This is a genomic window from Hymenobacter sp. DG25B (assembly GCF_000801315.1).
In the GTDB taxonomy this organism is placed as follows: Bacteria; Bacteroidota; Bacteroidia; order Cytophagales; family Hymenobacteraceae; genus Hymenobacter.
Window position 1 is genome coordinate 2,715,388 of the sequence record NZ_CP010054.1, and the last position, 17,180, is coordinate 2,732,567.

Below are 17,180 nucleotides of genomic sequence, written 5' to 3' on the forward strand. Positions count from 1 at the left end.
AGTATATGAAACGCATTGGAGTTTTTACCAGCGGCGGCGACTCGCCCGGCATGAATGCCTGCATTCGGGCCGTGGTGCGCACCGCCGTTTACCATGGTATTGAGGTGTATGGCATTATGCGCGGCTATAGCGGCATGATTAAGGGCGAGTTTGTGCGCCTGGATTCTGCTTCGGTATCCAACACTATTCAGAAAGGTGGTACCATTCTGAAATCGGCGCGCAGCCAGAAGTTCATGACCAAAGAAGGCCGGCAGCAGGCCTTCGACCAGCTGGTAAACAATGGTATTGAAGGGCTGGTGGCCATAGGCGGCAACGGTACATTTACGGGCGCTAATCTGTTTGAACAAGAATTCGGAATTCCTACCGTAGGCGCGCCGGGCACCATTGATAACGACCTGTTCGGCACCGATTACACCATTGGTTACGACACCGCAGTAAACACGGCCCTGGAGGCCATTGATAAAATCCGGGACACCGCTGACTCGCACGACCGGTGCTTTTTTGTGGAAGTAATGGGCCGCGACTCGGGCTACATTGCCATTCCCTGCGCCATTGGCGGCGGGGCCGAAATTGTGATGATTCCGGAAACCAAGATGTCCACGGATGCCGTGATTGACAGCCTGCGCAATGGTTGGCAGCGCTCCAAAACCTCCTTTATTGTGGTGGTGGCCGAGGGCGACGAAGAGGGCAACGCCCACACTATTGCCCAGCGCGTGAAGGAGGAAATTCCGCAGCTCGATACCCGCGTTACCATTATCGGGCACATTCAGCGCGGGGGCGCGCCTTCCGCCGCCGACCGGATGCTGGCTTCGCAGATTGGCATTGCGGCCGTAGAGGGCCTTATGAACGGCATGCGCAACGTTATGGCCGGCATCATGGACCGCAAGCTGGTGTACACTCCTTTCCATGATACCATCTACAAGAAAAAGCTTATCAACCAGAGCTTTATGCGCATGGTTGAAATCCTGAGCGTGTAATACCTGCTGCGGGAATGGCCGTTGGAAAAACAGACAGAAACACTTACTCTTGTGCGTATTGTTTTTTGTCTGTTTTTTTATCATCATTCCTATATGAAGCTATTTTACCCTTTGTTGATTGCCATAGCCGCCTGCACCGGCGCCCAGGCGCAAACGCAGCCAGCGCCGACGAGTCACCCCAAAAGTCAGCTGGAGTTTGGTGTAGGTACCAGCCTGAATGGCACGGGTGATTATGCCTGCCTGAAGACGCACCTGGGCTATAATACCCTGATTAACAGACACCTGAGCGCCGGAACGCGCATTGCCATGATCAGCGGGACTAAGGTGAAGTATTTTGGTCCTGATGCCAGCGTACCGGTCAGTTACCACGCGGTTAACCTGGAAAACGAGGTCTACTTTGCTCCCTTCGGCAACGATGGCCGCGTAGTAGTAGCGCTGGGAGGCGGTGCCTTTGTTGGCTACGGGCAGCAGTATAACTTCGAATATGCCCAATACGCGCGGAATGCCAACAACCAGATGGAGTTTACTTACAAGCCCAAGCAAACCAACGGCTTACAAGTGGGCTATATAGCTTCGCTGAACACCGATTTTTGGTTGGATGCGCGCCAGAACTGGCAGGTGGGTTTTAAGCTTGCCATACAAAATGATAACCGGGCTACTGTTCTGCCAGGCGGTCAACTGAAGGTTAGCCACCGGTTGTAGGTCCGTCCTATCTGTATTAAGGCGTCTTCGGGCAGCTGTTGGCTACTTAGTCAGCAGCTGCCCGATGGCATTTTCAGCTTCATCCGGGTGCAGCCAGTGGTAGGCCGGGTCGCGGCGGAGCCAGGTAAGCTGGCGCTTGGCGTAGCGGCGGGTGTTGCGCTTAAGCAGGCGCACGGCCTCGTCCCAGTCATACTCGCCGCGCAGGTACCCAAAAATTTCCTGGTAGCCCACGGTTTGCAGGGCGTTGTGGTGCTGGTAGGCTTCCACCGATTTCACTTCGTCCAGCAGCCCGGCCGCCAGCATATCATCCACGCGCTGGTCGATGCGGGTGTAGAGCTCTTCCCGCTCGCGGGTGAGGGCAATTTTCACAATGCGAAATGGCCTTTCCGCGCCTTTGCCGGCCTGATGAAAGCTGGAAAATGGCTGCCCGGTGCCGCGCGTCACTTCCAGGGCGCGCACCACCCGCTGGGGGTTTTGCCGGTCGATGCGCTCATACGTAACTGGGTCCAGCCGGCGCAGGTGCTCTACCAACGCCGGCAGCCCTGCGGTGGCCAGCTCTTCCTGAATTTGGGCCCGCACTTCCGGGGCAATGGGCGGCAGCACGTCAAACCCATCCGTAACGGCCTGCAGGTACAGGCCGGAGCCACCCGTGAGAATTACTACCGGGTGCCGTTGAAAAAGCGTTTCGAGCAGGCCCAGGGTTTCGGCTTCAAACCGGCCCGCGTTGTACTCCTCCGCAATGGAATGGGAATCAATAAAATGATGCGGCACACCCTGCATTTCGGCTGGCATGGGCTTGGCCGTACCAATGCTTAGCTCCCGGAAAAACTGCCGGGAGTCGGCGGAAATAATTTCGGTGCCGAATTGCTGAGCCAGCCGCACACTCAGGGCCGTTTTGCCCACGGCCGTAGGGCCGGCCAGCACCAGCAGCGTGGGGCCAGTGGCCGCCGAAAAGTCGGGTAATTCCATCATAAGGCAATAGTCTGATCAGGCCACAGCCCGGCGTAGAGAGCCAGCAGGTGCTGCTCTTCCTGCTGCCAGCTCAGCTTTAAGCGCGCCCGGCGGCAATTTTGGGCCAGCTCCTGGTAGCGGGCGGGGTTGGTATGCAGCAGCTGATTTAGGGTGGAGGCCAGCTCCTGCGGATGCAACGTGACGTATTCCGCTACGTCAAATTCATCATTCAGGGCACGGTATTCCGGAAAATCGACGACCACCTGCGGCACTCCGGCGTGCAGATAGTCAAAGAACTTATTGGCCAGGGAATAATAGTAGCTGAGGCCCCGGTTTTCCAGCAGCATAATGCCCAGCGCGGCCTGCCGGGTAAGCCGGCGCAGCTCGGCGGGCAGTACGTAGCCTTTAAACACCACTTTGCCGTTATCCAGCAACCCCAGGTCCGCGGCCTGCCGGCGCAACGCCTGCGAAAGGTCGCCTTCACCACACAATACCAGCCGGCCATTTACCTGTGGCATAGCGGCCAGCAGGGCTTCCAGCCCCCGGCCTTCGTTCAGCACCCCCTGATACAGAATAAAACCAGTTGGCGGGCCGGCCGGGGCGGGCGGAATGGGCGCTTCATCCAGCCAGCTGATGTTCCGGATAACGTGGAATGACCGGCCGTAGCGCCGGGCAAACACCCCGGCCAGCGCCGGACCCACCGTGTACGCCAGCGTGGCCCGGGGCACAATAAAGGCCTCCACCCACTGCCAGACGCGCTGCACCGCGGGGCGCCGCACTACTTCCGGCACCTCCGTAAACAGCTCATGGGCATCATACAGAAAAGGCTGCCGCCCCAGGCGGGCCCGCAGCCACACCGGCAGGGCCGTGTCCAGATCAATGGCGCACCAGGCGTGGGCGCGCTGTTTCAGCAGATACAGGAACAGGCGCACGGCGTACTCCAGGTAAAATAGCTTACCCCGCCAGAACCAGCAGCGCAGCCGGTGTTGTTGGTAAGGCTGTGGCGTGAGGGGCCCCGATTGGGGCAGGGCGCGCCCCACCAGCAGCACCGCATACCCCTGCCGGGCCAGGCTGCCGCAGATGCGCTGCATGCGCTGATCGTAGTTTAAATCCGTAGTAACGGTGAAGACAAGGCGGCGCATGAGCGGGCAAACGGTGGCCCGCAGCGGAGAAATAGAGCTGCCAGCACTTTATTCTGGATATTTTTGACAAATTTAAGCAGTCAACTGATACAGCTGGGCTGACTTGTTCCCCAACATACAGCGTCCGGTTTATTAACTGCCCATGGCTTCTCGTTCCACCCATAGTACATCCGGCCAAAAAACAGCTTCCCTTACCCAGGACAGTAGTTCCCGTGCCTTATTTGACGCGGCGTATGATGCTATTCTTTTATTTGACGAGCAAGGGAAGCTGGTAGACTGCAACCGCACGGCCCTCACTCAGCTGGGCACCACGCGGGCAGTGCTGCTTAGCGCCGGGCTGATGGGGTTTGTATCGCCCGGCCAGGATACGGCCGAGGATTGCTGGGTAGATGATGCCCAGCTGCACGCCGCCATTCAGGACACGGCCCGGACCGGCCGCCCGTTTTCCAAGTGGTGGCATGGGCACCGCGCCGACCAGTCGACGCTGGATGCCTGGGTAACTCTGCACCGCGTAGAGCTGCCCGCCGGCCCGCACGTGCAGCTCACCCTGCGCGATGCAGCCCAGGCCCCGCCCCTGCCCGGCAGCGCTGTGCGCCAGGCCCAACCGCGCCAGAACCTGCGGGATTTGCTGGGCCGCTCCGGCCTCAGCTATGTGTGCTGCGACAAGGACGGGCTCATCAAAGATGTAAATGACTATTTTCTGGAGTACACCGAGTACAAGCGGGAAGAGGTAATTGGGCGGCCGTACCATGATTTATTCGTGGTGCCCGAAGAACGGGAAGCCCGCCGCGAAGGCTACCTGAACAGCATCAAGACCGGCCGGCTGCAGGACTACTATGAGCGCTCCATTCCTACCAAAGCCGGGCAGCTGCGCATGGTGTTCTGGCACGCCGAGTATGACCATGATGCCGATGGCCAGATTAGCGGCATTTTTGTAGTGGGCCGCGACCTGACCGACCGCCACATTACGGCCCGGGCCCTCTCCGACAACCGCAACCGCCTGCAGGACTTTCTGGATAATGCCCACGACCTGATCCAGAACCTGAGCATTGATAACCACTTCCTCTTCGTGAACAAAGCCTGGAAAGAAAAGCTGGGCTACGATGACGACGACCTGCCCCAGCTCACCCTCTCTGATGTGGTGCACCCCTACTACAAGGCCAAGCTGATGTACCAGCTGCGCAACCTGTACAAGGGCGAAAAAGTGAATAAGCTGGAAACCGTTTTCCTCACGAAAAGCGGCAAGCCGGTGCACCTCATTGGCAGTATCTCCTGCTCCTGGCAGGATGATGAGCCCGTGAGCACCCGCGCCATTCTGCACGATATTACGGACCGCATTAAGGCCGAGCGCCTGCAGAAGGTTTACTACAGCATTGCCAACCTGGCCATCAGCACCAAAGATCTGAACTCCCTGTACGGTGCCATTCACCGGGAGCTGAGTAAGATCATTGAAACCAACAACTTCTACATTGCCCTCTGCGACGACGCCCGCACGCAGCTGCAGTTTGCTTACTTCGTGGATCAGCACACGCAGGGCGAAAAAGCTTTGGTGTCGCGGCCGTTTTCCTCGGGTATTTCGGAGTACATTATCCGCACGGGTCGTCCGCAATACCTGCGCCGCGTCGATATTCAGGCCCTGGTAGCTTCGGGTTCTATTACCGCCTATGGCTCCATGCCGGAGGTCATGCTTTGCTCGCCGCTGAGCGTGGGCGACCGGATCATTGGGGTTATTGCGGTGCAGGACTACAGCAAGGAAGATGCGTATGCATCCTCGGATATTGAGATTCTACACTTCATTTCCAACCAAGTGGCGCTGGCCATTGAGCGTAAGCGCAATGAGGTACAGATAAACAAGCAGAACGCCCGCCTGAACGCCATTTTTGAGAGTGGCACCCACTTAATGTGGTCGGTGGATGTGCAGTCCCGCCTCACCTCCTTCAACCGTAACTACGCGGCCTACTTCCTGCGGCGCAACGGGGTATACCCTACCCTGAACGTGAACCTGATGCAGGCCGACCTGGACATGATGGAGCCCGAAGCCCGCTCGGCCTTCATGGACAACTACCGCCGGGCTTTTAAAGGGCAGCCTCAGCGCTTTGAGGTGCGCCTGAACGATGCGCGCGGCCTGGACAGCTGGCGGGAAATCTACCTCAACCCCATTTATCTGGATGATGGCTCCTTTGAGGAGATATCCGGAATTGCGCACGACATCACCGACAAGAAACGCTCCCAGCTGGAGCTGGCGGCGCAGGAGGAGAAGTTCCGCGCCATTTTCGAGTCGTTCCAGGACGTGTACTACCGCACCGACGGGAAGGGTATGCTCACGCTGGTAAGCCCCTCCGTGCTGGACATGCTGGGCTACACGCCGGAGGAGGTGACGGGCACCTTCATCGGGGACTATTATCTCAGGCCCGAGGATAGGGAAGCGCTCCTGGAGGCCATTCGGGCGCAGGGCGAGGTGCGCAACTATGAGATAGATATGCGCCACAAAAGCGGCCGCGCCGTGAGTGTGCTGATTAATGCCCGCATGGTGAAGGATGAGCAGGGCGGCGTTTCCGGCACCGAAGGCATCGGGCGCGATATTACTGAGCTCAAGCAGATTCAGGATGATTTGCACCGGGCGAAGGATGCCGCGGAAACCGCGCTGCACGCCAAAACCCAGTTCCTGGCCAACATGAGCCACGAGCTGCGCACGCCCATGAACGGCATCATTGGCATGATTGACCTGCTGCATCAGACGGTTTCCTCGCCGGAGCAGGAAGATTATGTAGATACCCTGCGCAAGTCCTCGGATGCCCTGCTGGCCATCCTGAACGATATTCTGGACTTGTCTAAAATCCAGGCGGGCAAGCTGGTGCTCAACGAAACCGGCATCGATCTGTACTACTCCATGGACAAGATTCACTCCTTGTTCGCGAACCGGGCCTTGCAGAAAGACCTGCTGTTCACCTACCACATTTCGCCGGAAACGCCCCGGTTTATCCGCACCGATGAAACCCGCCTGCTGCAGGTGCTCAGCAACCTTACCTCCAATGCCATTAAGTTTACCAACGAGGGCAACGTGCATGTGCAGATAACCAGCAAAGCCCACCGCGGCGACAAGCACATTTTGCGCTTTGAGGTGCAGGACTCCGGCATTGGCATATCAGAAGAAAACGCCAAGCTGCTGTTCACCAATTTCACTCAGCTGGATAATACGCCCACCAAATCCTTTGGCGGTACCGGCCTGGGCCTGGCCATCAGCAAGCAGCTGGCCGAGATGCTGGGCGGCAGCATTGGGGTTAATTCGGTGGTGGGCAAAGGCAGCACGTTCTGGTTTGAGATTAAGTGCCGCGTGGCCCACAACGAGCAGGAAATTGTGCAGGAACGCCTGGCCTCCCGCGACCGGAGCCAGCAGGAAGTAGTGCAGTTTGACTCCGTGCCCCAAGTGCTGCTGGTGGATGATAACCCCATCAACCAGAAAGTGGCCGAGCGCCTGCTGGAAAAGCTGGGGTGCCGCATAGACGTAGCCAGCGACGGGTTTGAGGCCATCAGCCGGGCCACCGACGGCACCCACTACGACCTGATTTTCATGGACATTCAGATGCCGGAAATGGATGGCGTAACGGCCATGCGCGAAATCAGGCGCCGTCTGGGCAAAAAGTGCCCGCCCATTGTGGCCATGACGGCCTACTCCATGAAGGAGGACGCCGAGCGTTTTGTGGAGGAAGGCATGGATGGTTACGTTTCCAAGCCGGTGAAGTCGCAGGATCTGTATTCTATTCTGATGCACTGGCGGCCCAACCAGCCGGTGGCGGCACCGCCCGTGGAGGATATTACGCCCGAGCCGGTGCCCGAAGCAGAACCTCAGCCTGAGAGCCTTAACCTGGAAATTCTGAGCCAGCTACGGGAGCTGGGCGGCGAAGAATTTGCCGCCCAGCTCTACGCCGATTTTGAGCAGGAAGCCGGCCAGCTACTGGAAGAAGCCGCTCCTTTCGTGGAAAGTGGCCATTACGACCAGATTTTACCACATTTGCACCAGCTAAAGGGCACTGGCTTCACGCTGGGCCTGAACCGGCTGGCCGAAGCCGCCAAACAACTGGAGCATAAAATCAAAAACGACCAGCTACAGAGCGTGCCGGCCGATTTTGCGGAGCTTCAGGATTTTTTCCACCATTTTGCTGAAACCTACGTTACCCAAACAGGCGTTTCGTAGGATTTTATTAGGTTTCCTCTCCCTACACATTCATTCCCTCCCTGATTCTAAATCTACTCCCTATCATGGCCGACCAAAAAACGATTCTGATTGCCGAAGACAGCTCCGTGATTCTGAATCTGACCAAGAAAATTCTGGAGTTGCAGAAGTACAAGATTATTTCCGCAAAGAATGGCGGGGAGGTCCTGAAACAAGTGGAAAGCCAGCCCATCGACTGCGTGCTGATGGACATTAACATTCCGGTGAAAGACGGTATGGAATGCACCCGCGAAATCCGCCGCAACCCCGACCAGCGCATCGCCAAAATTCCAATTATTGCCATTACCGGCAACGCCAACAACTACTCCATGGAGCAGTTCCGCGAGGCCGGCGTAACCGATTACCTGCCCAAACCGCTGGATTTTGACGCGCTGGTGCGGGTGGTAAAGCAGTATATTGGGTAAAACTTTGGCTGATGGCTGTTAGCTATTGGCTTTCTGCTTTCTAAGCGTATGCTGCTTACGGCTCACTTCCATCAGCCAATAGCCATCAGCTGAATGAAAATTACTTTCCTCGGAACGGGCACGTCGCAGGGGGTGCCCGTTATCGGGTGCCAGTGCGCCGTGTGCCTTTCCGTTGATTACCGTGATAAGCGCCTGCGCGTGTCAGTGCACGTGCAGATAGGCGGCAAAAGCATCATTATTGACAGCGGCCCCGACTTCCGGCAGCAGGCCCTGCGCGCCCGCATAGACCACCTCGATGCCCTGGTGTTCACCCACGAGCACAAGGACCACACCGCCGGCATGGATGACATCCGGGCCTATAATTTCCGGCAGCAGCAGGATATGCCCGTGTACGCGGAGCCCCGCGTGCTGTACCAGCTTCGGCAGGAGTATGCCTACATCTTTGCCGAGCACAAGTACCCCGGCGTGCCGCAGGTAAAAGTGCACCCTATTCTGAGCGACACCGACAGCTTTTGGGTGGAAGGCATAGAAGTGCACCCCATTCGGGCCCTGCATTACAAACTACCCGTACTGGGCTTCCGCATTGGTGGCTTTACTTACCTGACGGATGCCAACCACCTTTCTCCGGAATCCATGGAGCGCATGCGCGGCTCGGAGGTAATTGTGCTGAATGCCCTGCGCCACGAAAAGCATATCTCTCACTTTACGTTGCGGGAGGCGGTCGATATTCTAACGGAGCTGGCACCAGCCCGCGGCTACCTCACGCACATCAGCCACCAGTTGGGCCGCCACCGGGAAGTGGAAGCAGAGTTACCGCCGTTTATTCGGCTGGCGTATGATGGGCTGCAGGTGACGTTGTAGCGTTACGTTAGAAGGGAATGAAGATAACTCGTAAGCTCTGCGCCATTGTACTGCTTCTGGTGTTCTATATTCCCTTAGCCTGGGCCCAAAAGGCCTCGGATGGAATTTATACCAGTCCAGGCAACCCATTAATAATAGGTAAACGTGCCACTCCCTCTCCTACTGGAGCTGGGCGGCAAGTGCCGATGGTTATTTCACCGCGTTATTGGCGCAATCCGGACTCAGCTGCGCAGATTACTGAAACTGCCCGTCTTTACCAGCTTCTATCCAGACGTAGCCAAGTTCCGGCTGCCTTTATGCGGCAGAATTACCAAACATATCAGTCACTGGCTTCAACTGTAACGCTTCGGTTCCGGATTATCATTATGCCGGACGGTTCAATAAAGTCTTCTGATTTATTGGATAAGGAGTTTAGTACTGATGGCACTGAATATTCTTCAGAGTCGAGCCTTCTGTTAGAAAAGGAGGCCAGAAAGGCCATCGGTACGCTTCGTTTTGCCCCTGCGAATAGACAAGACACTTTGCTGCTTCCTATGAAATTCAATATTCAATGAGGCATTCGAGCATGCTCGCTTCTGACCCATGCTTGTTAATAATTCATGGTCACGATTAGACCAACTCTCCACCATTCGTGCACAACAACTATTACTTCTTCCGCCTGCTGGCCCCGGCGCTTACGCAACAATTGGCCGGCTTCCGGGTAGCCACGTGCTTTTCGCAGGAGAAGGATGAGCTGGTCATTGGCCTGACAAACGGCGCGGGAGAGTTCTGGCTGAAAGTGCAGCTCTCGGCCGCGTTTCCGCTGCTGGCCTTGCCGGAAACCTTCCACCGGGCAAGGGCTAATTCCGTGGATTTGCTACCCAATATGCTGGGTCGGGAAGTAAAGCTGGTGGATGTTTTTCCGCAGGACCGGGTGCTGGCCGTGCAGTTCACCGATGGCGCCAGTTTGCTGTTGAAACTATATGGGCCGCGCCCCAATGCTGTTTTTCGTTCGGCTCCGGATGCCGCGCCCGAGCTCTTCCATCAGCGGTTTACGGCTGATGCGGAGCTGGCTCCGGCCCCGCTGTCCTTATCCGAAGACCCAATCAAACGCCTGCCTGCTTTAGGTGATGTGCCCCGCCACTGGCTGCGCACCCAAGGCTACGAATCGGTGGATGCCTCTACGCGGGAACAGCTGGTGCAACAGGTAGTAAGCCTGTTGGAAAAACCACCGCACCTGTACCTGATTGCGCTGGAAGGTCGCACGCGCCTGAGTCTGCTGCCGGTGGGTGAAATAGAGCAGACCTGGGCGCCCGATCCTATAGAAGCCCTACGGCGTTTTGTGCCGCTTATCCTCAGCCGGCGCACCTATGAAACCGAGCTGCGCCAACTGCGCCAGCAGCTGGAGCGCCGCGCCGACGAAGCGACCACCGGGGCCGCGCACGCCCGCCGCCGCCTGCACGCGCTGGAACACGAAGCCGGTTTCCGCCACACCGCCGACCTGATTATGGCCCACCTGCACCAGATAACGCCCGGCGCGGCGCAGGTAGAGGTCATCGATTATCTCACCAACGAGCCCCGTACCCTCAAGCTCAAACCCACCGAAACGCCCCAGCGCACGGCCCAAAACCTGTACCGTAAGGCCAAAAATCAGCAGCTGGAAACCCAACAGCTACAAGAACGCGCCGAGCGGCGGGAAACGGACGCCTTCTGGTGCCTGGAACGCCTGGAAGAGCTGGAGCATATTGCTGACCTGCGCAGCTTCCGCACCTGGCGCAAGCAGCACGGCCTGGAGCCGGAAACCAAAGCCAAAGCCGCCACCGAGCTGCCCTTTAAAGTATTTGAAGACTCCGGCTACACTATTCTGGTAGGCCGCAGCGCGCAGAATAACGACCTGCTTACCCAACGCTACGCCCACAAAGACGACCTGTGGCTGCATGCCAAGGACGTAACCGGTTCCCACGTAGTTATTCGGCAGAAGGCCGGGCAAACCGTGCCGGAACCTGTAGTAGAGCGGGCCGCGCAGTTAGCGGCCTGGTACTCCCGCCGCAAAAACGACTCCCTTTGCCCCGTAACCGTTACGCCCAAAAAGTTTGTGCGCAAGCCCAAAGGCTCTGTGGCGGGCTCGGTGGTGGTAGAGCGGGAACGGGTGGTTCTGGTAGTGCCGGCTAATCCGTTTGAGCGGTTCGGGAGCCCGGAAAGCTAAGCGCCGCTTTCAAAAGCTGGCTTAAACAAAAAGCCCAACCGTATACAGGTTGGGCTTTTTGGTGGCCAATCGGCGGCCGGTGTGCGCGCGGGGAGATTCGAACTCCCACACCCGAAGGCACCACCCCCTCAAGATGGCGTGTCTACCAGTTTCACCACGTGCGCAGAAAACGGTACTATAAGCAGAAACCAAGGTTTCCGGCTTCGCTGAGGCGACGAAGCGAGGGCAAAAGTAGGCACTGCCGCATAGCGTTGCAAGCTGGCTCCGCATTTTTTTGGCGTAGCGTGTGTTTTGAGAGCGGCAAAGCGTTGCTTGCGGCTCATTCTCAGTCATAACCCGAACTATAGTTTTTTTAATTTTCCTACGTTTGTTGCCGGGGGTTGACCTCTCTGTTTTTCTCAACACTCGTTTCTGTAGCAGTTCCTTTCAGCACCCATCATGAACCTTTCCTCTGCCAACGGCCAATCGCCTAACCTGTTTGCGCGTATGGCCGAGAAAATTACCTGGTTTACCGGCACCACCGCGGCCTTTTGTACGGCGGCCGGGATTGTGCTGGTGTGGGCCATTACGGGCCCCGTTTTTCGCTATTCCGAAACCTGGCAGCTGGTTATTAATACCGGCACTACCATTGTTACTTTCCTGATGGTGTTTCTCATTCAGCGGGCCCAGAACAAGGATTCACTGGTGCTCCATCTTAAGCTGAATGAGCTGCTGGCCGCCACCAAAGGCGCCAGCAACCGCCTGATCAACGCTCAGGATTTCACGGAGGAAGAAATCCTGATGCTGCACCAATACTTCTGCCTGCTGGCCGATAAAGCCAAAGCCGACCGTGACCTGGGGCGCACACACTCCGTGGAAGAGGCCGAGGAAAACCACGCCAGCAAACTACAGGCGCACAGTTTATAACCGTACCACATAAAAAAGCCCGGCTGAAATTCGCCGGGCTTTTTTAAAATTATAAATCAGTGAGTTATGACTGTGCCAGTGGCGTATCCACCACGTGCTCCGATATAAACCACACCTGCATTTCGTTGGTGCGCATCACGTCGCTCACCACCAGGTCATTGGTGCCATCGTCGCCAGATTCATCAGCTTTCTTGGCGAAATCGTGGCAGTTCTTGAGCATAATCTGGTGCGCTTCCAGCAGGCGAGACACCTGAATAGGCGCTTCTTCCCGGTCTTTTGGCGGGCGCGGAATGCTGGTCAGCTCGGCTACATCGGGCGCCATGGCAATGGCCACGCCACCCAGAATCTGGATGCGCTCGGCAATGGTATCCACCATTACGCTTTGCTCCTCATAATGCTTGTCGTAGAGCAGGTGCAGCTGGTAGAAAGTGGGGCCTACTACCTGCCAGTGGTGTTTTTTATACAGGTCGCGCAGGGTCATGGTATCAGCCAGCAGCTGGTTGAGCATCGTCACGCTCTGCTGCCGCACGCTCTCGGCCAGGCCAATGGGCAGGCGCTGCGATACAGTGCCGTATTTCTGCAGGGCGGCCGGGGCATTCACCTGCTGGTTGAGGATGGGCTGTACGCTCACGGCAGCGCGGCCGTTGGCTGATGCTGCCGCCGCTTTACGCGGGGCGGCGGGTTTCTTAGTAGCGGTTGTTTTGGTTGCCATGTTAGTTTCGGGAATGATAGGGCATGCGGCTGTAGATAGCTACCACCGGGCATTTCTTACGTAGGGAGGTTGGTTGGGTTGATGCAAAACCCTACTTTATCAGTTATGAACCATATTCACCCTCACCCGGAAACCCACCTCAGCAGCTCAGCTATGCTGCAGGATATTGTGATTGGGCTCTCCGATGGCCTCACCGTGCCGTTTGCACTGGCAGCCGGCCTTAGCGGTGCGGTGCAGTCCTCGGCGCTGGTTATCACGGCCGGGCTGGCCGAAATTGTAGCAGGCTCTATTGCTATGGGCCTGGGTGGTTACCTGGCAGGCCGTACCGAAGTAGAGCATTACCAGGCAGAGCTGGACCGGGAGCACCGCGAGGTGCAGGAAGTACCCCACGTTGAGCGCGCCGAGGTAGACGAGCTGCTGGCGGAAATGGGCCTCTCCGAAGCCACCCGCGAGCAGGCCGTGCGGGAGCTCACCTCCGACCCCGACCAATGGGTGCGCTTTATGATGAAGTACGAGCTGGGCCTGGAAAAGCCCGATCCCCGGCAAGCCTGGAAAAGTGCCGTTACCATCAGCCTGGCCTATGCGCTGGGCGGCCTGATTCCCCTGAGCGCCTATTTCCTGACCGCAACCCCTGCCGAAGGGCTGGTTTGGTCGGCCGTTATTACCATTGTGTGCCTGTTGGTGTTTGGCTATATCAAGAGCCGCATAACGGGGCAGCCCCCCGTAATGGGTGCCCTGAAAATGGCCGGCACCGGAGCCCTGGCTGCTGCCGCGGCTTTCCTGGTAGCCAGGCAGTTTGAAGGGCATTTTTAAGCCTGCTTTCTAACTTGCTTCAGCTTTTCTTTTCTCCATTTTTCTCCTCATTCTTTATTTCTTTTTCTCATGGACCAAGCACACTGGCACCTGCTCCTGAACCACACGCCTATTCTGGGCAGCTTATTTGGGCTGCTGCTACTGGCGTTTGGCATACTCCGCCACAACGCCCCCGCCTTGCGGATTGGCCTTATCACGGTGCTGGTTTCGGCGGTGCTGTGCATTCCCACCCAGCTTACCGGCGAAGGCGCTGAAGAAGTGGTAGAAGATATGCCGGGCATCACCCACGCCATCATTCATGAGCACGAGGAAGCGGCCGAGGTGGGCTTCTGGGCAATGGAGGCAACGGGCGTACTGGCCTTGCTGGCGCTGCTGATGCCCAGCCGGGGGCGCCTCTTCACGGGCCTTACCCTGGTTGCTACGGCCGCCAGCTTTGGCCTGCTGGCCCGCGCCGGCAACCTGGGCGGGCAAATCTCCCACCCCGAAATTCGCCCGACCGGCGTAAATACCCAAACAGCCAGTCCGGCTCACACAGCGGAAGAGCACGAAGACAACGACTAACGCCCTTTTCCATTTTCTTGCGGTTTCTTATGCCATTTCCCTTCTTCGGCGACGATAAATCTACCATTGCGAAGCTGCTTGCCACTTTACCCCAGATGGGCAGGGTAGAATGGATTGGCCTGCGCCCGGCACGGCGCCAGCCGTTGCAGGCCGTAACGGAAGCCCTGGCCGAAACCGACCGCCACCTCGCCGGCGACCATGCCCGCCCCAAACCCGGCGGCAAGCGCCAGATTACCCTCATCCAGCACGAGCATCTGGCCACGGTTGCCGGCTTCCTGGGGTTTGAGGAGCCGCTTGAACCGGGTAGACTGCGGCGTAACCTGGCTATTAGCGGGCTTAACCTGCTGGCGCTTAAAAACCGGCGCGTGCAAATTGGCGAGGAGGTAGTGCTGGAAATAACCGGCGAGTGCCATCCCTGCTCCCGCATGGAGGAAGTGCTGGGCCCCGGTGGCTACAATGCCATGCGCGGGCACGGCGGCCTCACGGCGCGCATTCTGCAGGGTGGCCTAATCCGCGTGGGCGACGCCGTGCGGGTGGATCCTGCGGCGCCGGAGTAAGGGTAATACCAGCAGTATAACTTATTCCAATTGGCATTTTTCTTTGGTAATGCTTAAAAGGTTTGCAGGCATATTACCTGTAAAATGCCTGCCACGAAAAAGCCCGGGCCTGATCAGGCCCGGGCTTTTTCGTGGCAGGTAGCTGCGGCCCGTATGCTTAGGGCAGTTGCGGTACTTGCACACCCGATGCGTGCCTGGCATCGTGGTACAGGCGAATAGTAGCTTTCTGAAAATCCTTGGCCTCGGCCGTCGGGATAGTTACCATTTGCTGCGGGTTGCGGTCCACAAGCGGGAACCAGGAGCTTTGCACCTGCACCATGAGGCGGTGGCCCTTACGGAAGGTGTGCAGCACATCCGGTAGTTCGTACTTAACCTCTGCTACTTGGCCGGGCTGGAATGCCTCAGGCTTCTCGAAGGAATTGCGGAAACGGCCGCGAATGGGCTCGGCGCGCACCAGCTGCTGGTAGCCAGCCCTGGGTGCCGGCGTGGCGCCGGGAGCGGTACCCGCGGCCGAGTCGGGCAGCACGTCGATGAGCTTGACCACAAAGTCGGCATCGGTGCCGGTGGTTGATACGAACAGATCGGCCGTGAGTGGACCGGCTACGGTGAGGTCTTCGGTCAGCGGCTCGGTCTGGAACACCAGCACGTCGGGGCGCTGGGCGGCGAAGCGCTGGTCTTCCACCATGTACTCGTTGTTGCGCTCAGCATGAATGCCGTTAGTGTAGGGCACCGGCTTCTGCGGGTCGCTCAGATACTCATCAAACCCTGCGGCTGCGGGAGTAAAGGCCAGCTTCCCTCCTTCCTGGAAGTACAGCGTGCGCGGCTGCGTGCCTTTGGGCGGCCAGGCAGCATAATTCTGCCACTGGTTGCTGCCGGTGTTAAACACGGTGGCTTCGGCGGCGGCAAAGTCGCCTTTGTTCTTGAGGTAGTGGTTGAAGAACTTCACCTCCAGGTTGTCGCGGTAATACTGGGCCGTGTTCTGGCCAAAGCGCAAGGGGCCGAACGTGCTCCACTCAGCCCGCGACCAGGCGCCGTGCGTCCATGGGCCCATTACCAGGCGGTTTTGGGCGCCGGGGCTTTGCTGCTCAATGGCCTTGTAAGTGGCCAGCGCGCCAAACAAATCTTCGGCATCAAACCAGCCACCAACCACGAGCGTAGCGGGCTTCACGTTCTTCAAGTGCGGGCGAATATTGCGCTCCTTCCAGTAGCTGTCGTAGGTGGGGTGCGCGAGGTACTCGCTCCAGGTTTTGGCGTGGTTGTTAAAGTACTGGGCGCCATCGGCGTTCTTGATGGGCCCCAGGTTTAGGAAGAACTGATAAGCATCCTTGCTTTCGGCGCTGAACATGGGCTCGTACTTCGGCGTGGGGCCCTGGCGGGGCGCGTCGAAGTAGTTCATGAACTCGAAGTTATCGAGCAGAAAAAAAGCGCCTTTGTGGTGGGCATCGTCGCCGATGAACTCATCCGTTACCGGCGCCTGCGGCGACACGGCTTTCAGAGCCGGATGCGCGTCGGGCAGAGCGGCCGAGGCATAGAAGCCGGGGTAGGAAATGCCCATCATACCCACGCGGCCGTTGTTGTTCGGAATGTTCTTCAGTAGCCACTCAATGGTATCGTAGGTATCGGTGCTTTCGTCGTGGCCTGGGTTCTTGCCCTTCTTTGGCTTGCCATGGGCTGCCGGCACGGTGGGCGTCATCTCCTCAAACTGCCCTTCACTCATGTAGCGGCCACGCACGTCCTGGTTCACGAAAATGTACTGCTCCTGCGACAGTTCGCGGCTGCGCACCGGCCCACCGTTGGGGTAATTATTTTCGCCGTACGGCCCCGCCGAATACGGCGTGCGCTGCATCAGGAAAGGGTATTTATTGCCCTTGGCCGCATCCCGGGGCACGTAAATGACGGTGTACAGCTTCACCCCGTCGCGCATGGTTATCTGGCGGTCGAGCTTGGTGTAGTGCTGGCGCACGAACAGCGAATCGGCGGCACGCTGCGCAGCGTTTTGTGGCGTTTGCGCTTGCGCAGAAGCTACGCTACCTAGGGTGAATACTGCGAGAGCAGCAGCGGAAAACAGACGAAGCATGGGTCGGGCTGGCTAGAACACAAACCTAACCCGGATTTAGCAGCTGACCAATAGCGCATTCGTAAACCGGATAATTGCAGACGGCTCCCCCTGCTGGC

General features: G+C 57.9%; 15 protein-coding genes and 1 tRNA gene. 11 read left to right on the forward strand and 5 right to left on the reverse strand.

The features are described from left to right. Nucleotides 1-5: 5 nt before the first annotated feature. Both pfkA and PK28_RS11645 read left to right on the forward strand, forming a co-directional pair. Nucleotides 6-977 carry a 6-phosphofructokinase gene (gene pfkA, locus PK28_RS11640; RefSeq protein ID WP_044514040.1) on the forward strand — a complete coding sequence of 324 codons (972 nt, stop codon included), beginning with the start codon at nucleotides 6-8 and terminating at the stop codon, nucleotides 975-977. Between the two features lie 93 nt (nucleotides 978-1,070). Continuing rightward, on the forward strand, nucleotides 1,071-1,679 hold the full coding sequence (locus tag PK28_RS11645; RefSeq protein WP_156126362.1) for a hypothetical protein: 609 nt from the start codon (nucleotides 1,071-1,073) through the stop codon (nucleotides 1,677-1,679). Between the two features lie 42 nt (nucleotides 1,680-1,721). Here PK28_RS11645 and miaA read toward each other — a convergent pair whose 3' ends face one another. Next, a complete protein-coding gene (gene miaA, locus PK28_RS11650) occupies nucleotides 1,722-2,651 on the reverse strand; it encodes a tRNA (adenosine(37)-N6)-dimethylallyltransferase MiaA (protein ID WP_231576146.1) in 930 nt (309 codons plus the stop codon). Beyond that, entirely contained in the window at nucleotides 2,648-3,772 is a 1,125-nt protein-coding gene (locus tag PK28_RS11655; RefSeq protein WP_048825935.1) for a glycosyltransferase, read from the reverse strand. Before PK28_RS11655 ends, miaA begins: the two co-directional genes overlap by 4 nt. 142 nt (nucleotides 3,773-3,914) lie before the next feature. On the opposite strand from PK28_RS11655, the gene PK28_RS11660 reads away from it, so the two are divergent. The 5 genes from PK28_RS11660 to PK28_RS11680 all read left to right on the forward strand — a co-directional run bounded on the left by PK28_RS11660 (nucleotide 3,915) and on the right by PK28_RS11680 (nucleotide 11,456). Further along, the gene (locus tag PK28_RS11660) at nucleotides 3,915-7,967 is read left to right on the forward strand and encodes a PAS domain S-box protein (protein ID WP_052430558.1); all 4,053 of its coding nucleotides are present in this window, start codon (nucleotides 3,915-3,917) and stop codon (nucleotides 7,965-7,967) included. Nucleotides 7,968-8,032: 65 nt separating this feature from the next. After that, entirely contained in the window at nucleotides 8,033-8,410 is a 378-nt protein-coding gene (locus PK28_RS11665) for a response regulator (RefSeq protein ID WP_044514044.1), read from the forward strand. Nucleotides 8,411-8,503: 93 nt separating this feature from the next. Further along, the gene (locus tag PK28_RS11670; RefSeq protein ID WP_044514046.1) at nucleotides 8,504-9,271 is read left to right on the forward strand and encodes an MBL fold metallo-hydrolase; all 768 of its coding nucleotides are present in this window, start codon (nucleotides 8,504-8,506) and stop codon (nucleotides 9,269-9,271) included. 17 nt (nucleotides 9,272-9,288) lie between these two features. Further along, nucleotides 9,289-9,825, forward strand: coding sequence for a hypothetical protein (locus PK28_RS20470; protein WP_156126363.1), 537 nt, complete (start codon nucleotides 9,289-9,291; stop codon nucleotides 9,823-9,825). 77 nt (nucleotides 9,826-9,902) lie between these two features. Continuing rightward, the gene (locus tag PK28_RS11680) at nucleotides 9,903-11,456 is read left to right on the forward strand and encodes an NFACT RNA binding domain-containing protein (protein ID WP_044514052.1); all 1,554 of its coding nucleotides are present in this window, start codon (nucleotides 9,903-9,905) and stop codon (nucleotides 11,454-11,456) included. A gap of 82 nt (nucleotides 11,457-11,538) precedes the next feature. Here PK28_RS11680 and PK28_RS11685 read toward each other — a convergent pair. Next, nucleotides 11,539-11,620, reverse strand: a tRNA-Leu gene (locus tag PK28_RS11685). A 274-nt stretch (nucleotides 11,621-11,894) separates the two neighbouring features. Here PK28_RS11685 and PK28_RS11690 point away from each other — a divergent pair. Then, nucleotides 11,895-12,362: a low affinity iron permease family protein gene (locus tag PK28_RS11690; protein ID WP_044514055.1), complete on the forward strand. Its 468-nt coding sequence runs from the start codon at nucleotides 11,895-11,897 to the stop codon at nucleotides 12,360-12,362. A 64-nt stretch (nucleotides 12,363-12,426) separates the two neighbouring features. Here PK28_RS11690 and PK28_RS11695 read toward each other — a convergent pair whose 3' ends face one another. Continuing rightward, nucleotides 12,427-13,074: a Dps family protein gene (locus tag PK28_RS11695; RefSeq protein ID WP_082017075.1), complete on the reverse strand. Its 648-nt coding sequence runs from the start codon at nucleotides 13,072-13,074 to the stop codon at nucleotides 12,427-12,429. Nucleotides 13,075-13,179: 105 nt separating this feature from the next. Between PK28_RS11695 and PK28_RS11700 the strand changes: the two genes are divergently transcribed. The 3 genes from PK28_RS11700 (at nucleotide 13,180) to PK28_RS11710 (ending at nucleotide 15,005) form a co-directional block, all read left to right on the forward strand. After that, nucleotides 13,180-13,887, forward strand: coding sequence for a VIT1/CCC1 transporter family protein (locus tag PK28_RS11700; protein WP_197070407.1), 708 nt, complete (start codon nucleotides 13,180-13,182; stop codon nucleotides 13,885-13,887). A 69-nt stretch (nucleotides 13,888-13,956) separates the two neighbouring features. After that, nucleotides 13,957-14,448: a hypothetical protein gene (locus tag PK28_RS11705; RefSeq protein WP_044514057.1), complete on the forward strand. Its 492-nt coding sequence runs from the start codon at nucleotides 13,957-13,959 to the stop codon at nucleotides 14,446-14,448. A gap of 29 nt (nucleotides 14,449-14,477) precedes the next feature. Beyond that, complete coding sequence (locus tag PK28_RS11710; RefSeq protein WP_044514061.1) at nucleotides 14,478-15,005, forward strand: MOSC domain-containing protein; 528 nt, start codon at nucleotides 14,478-14,480, stop codon at nucleotides 15,003-15,005. A gap of 157 nt (nucleotides 15,006-15,162) precedes the next feature. Here PK28_RS11710 and PK28_RS11715 read toward each other — a convergent pair whose 3' ends face one another. Continuing rightward, nucleotides 15,163-17,082, reverse strand: a complete 1,920-nt coding sequence (locus tag PK28_RS11715) for a CocE/NonD family hydrolase (RefSeq protein ID WP_044514064.1) — start codon at nucleotides 17,080-17,082, stop codon at nucleotides 15,163-15,165. Nucleotides 17,083-17,180: the final 98 nt, after the last annotated feature.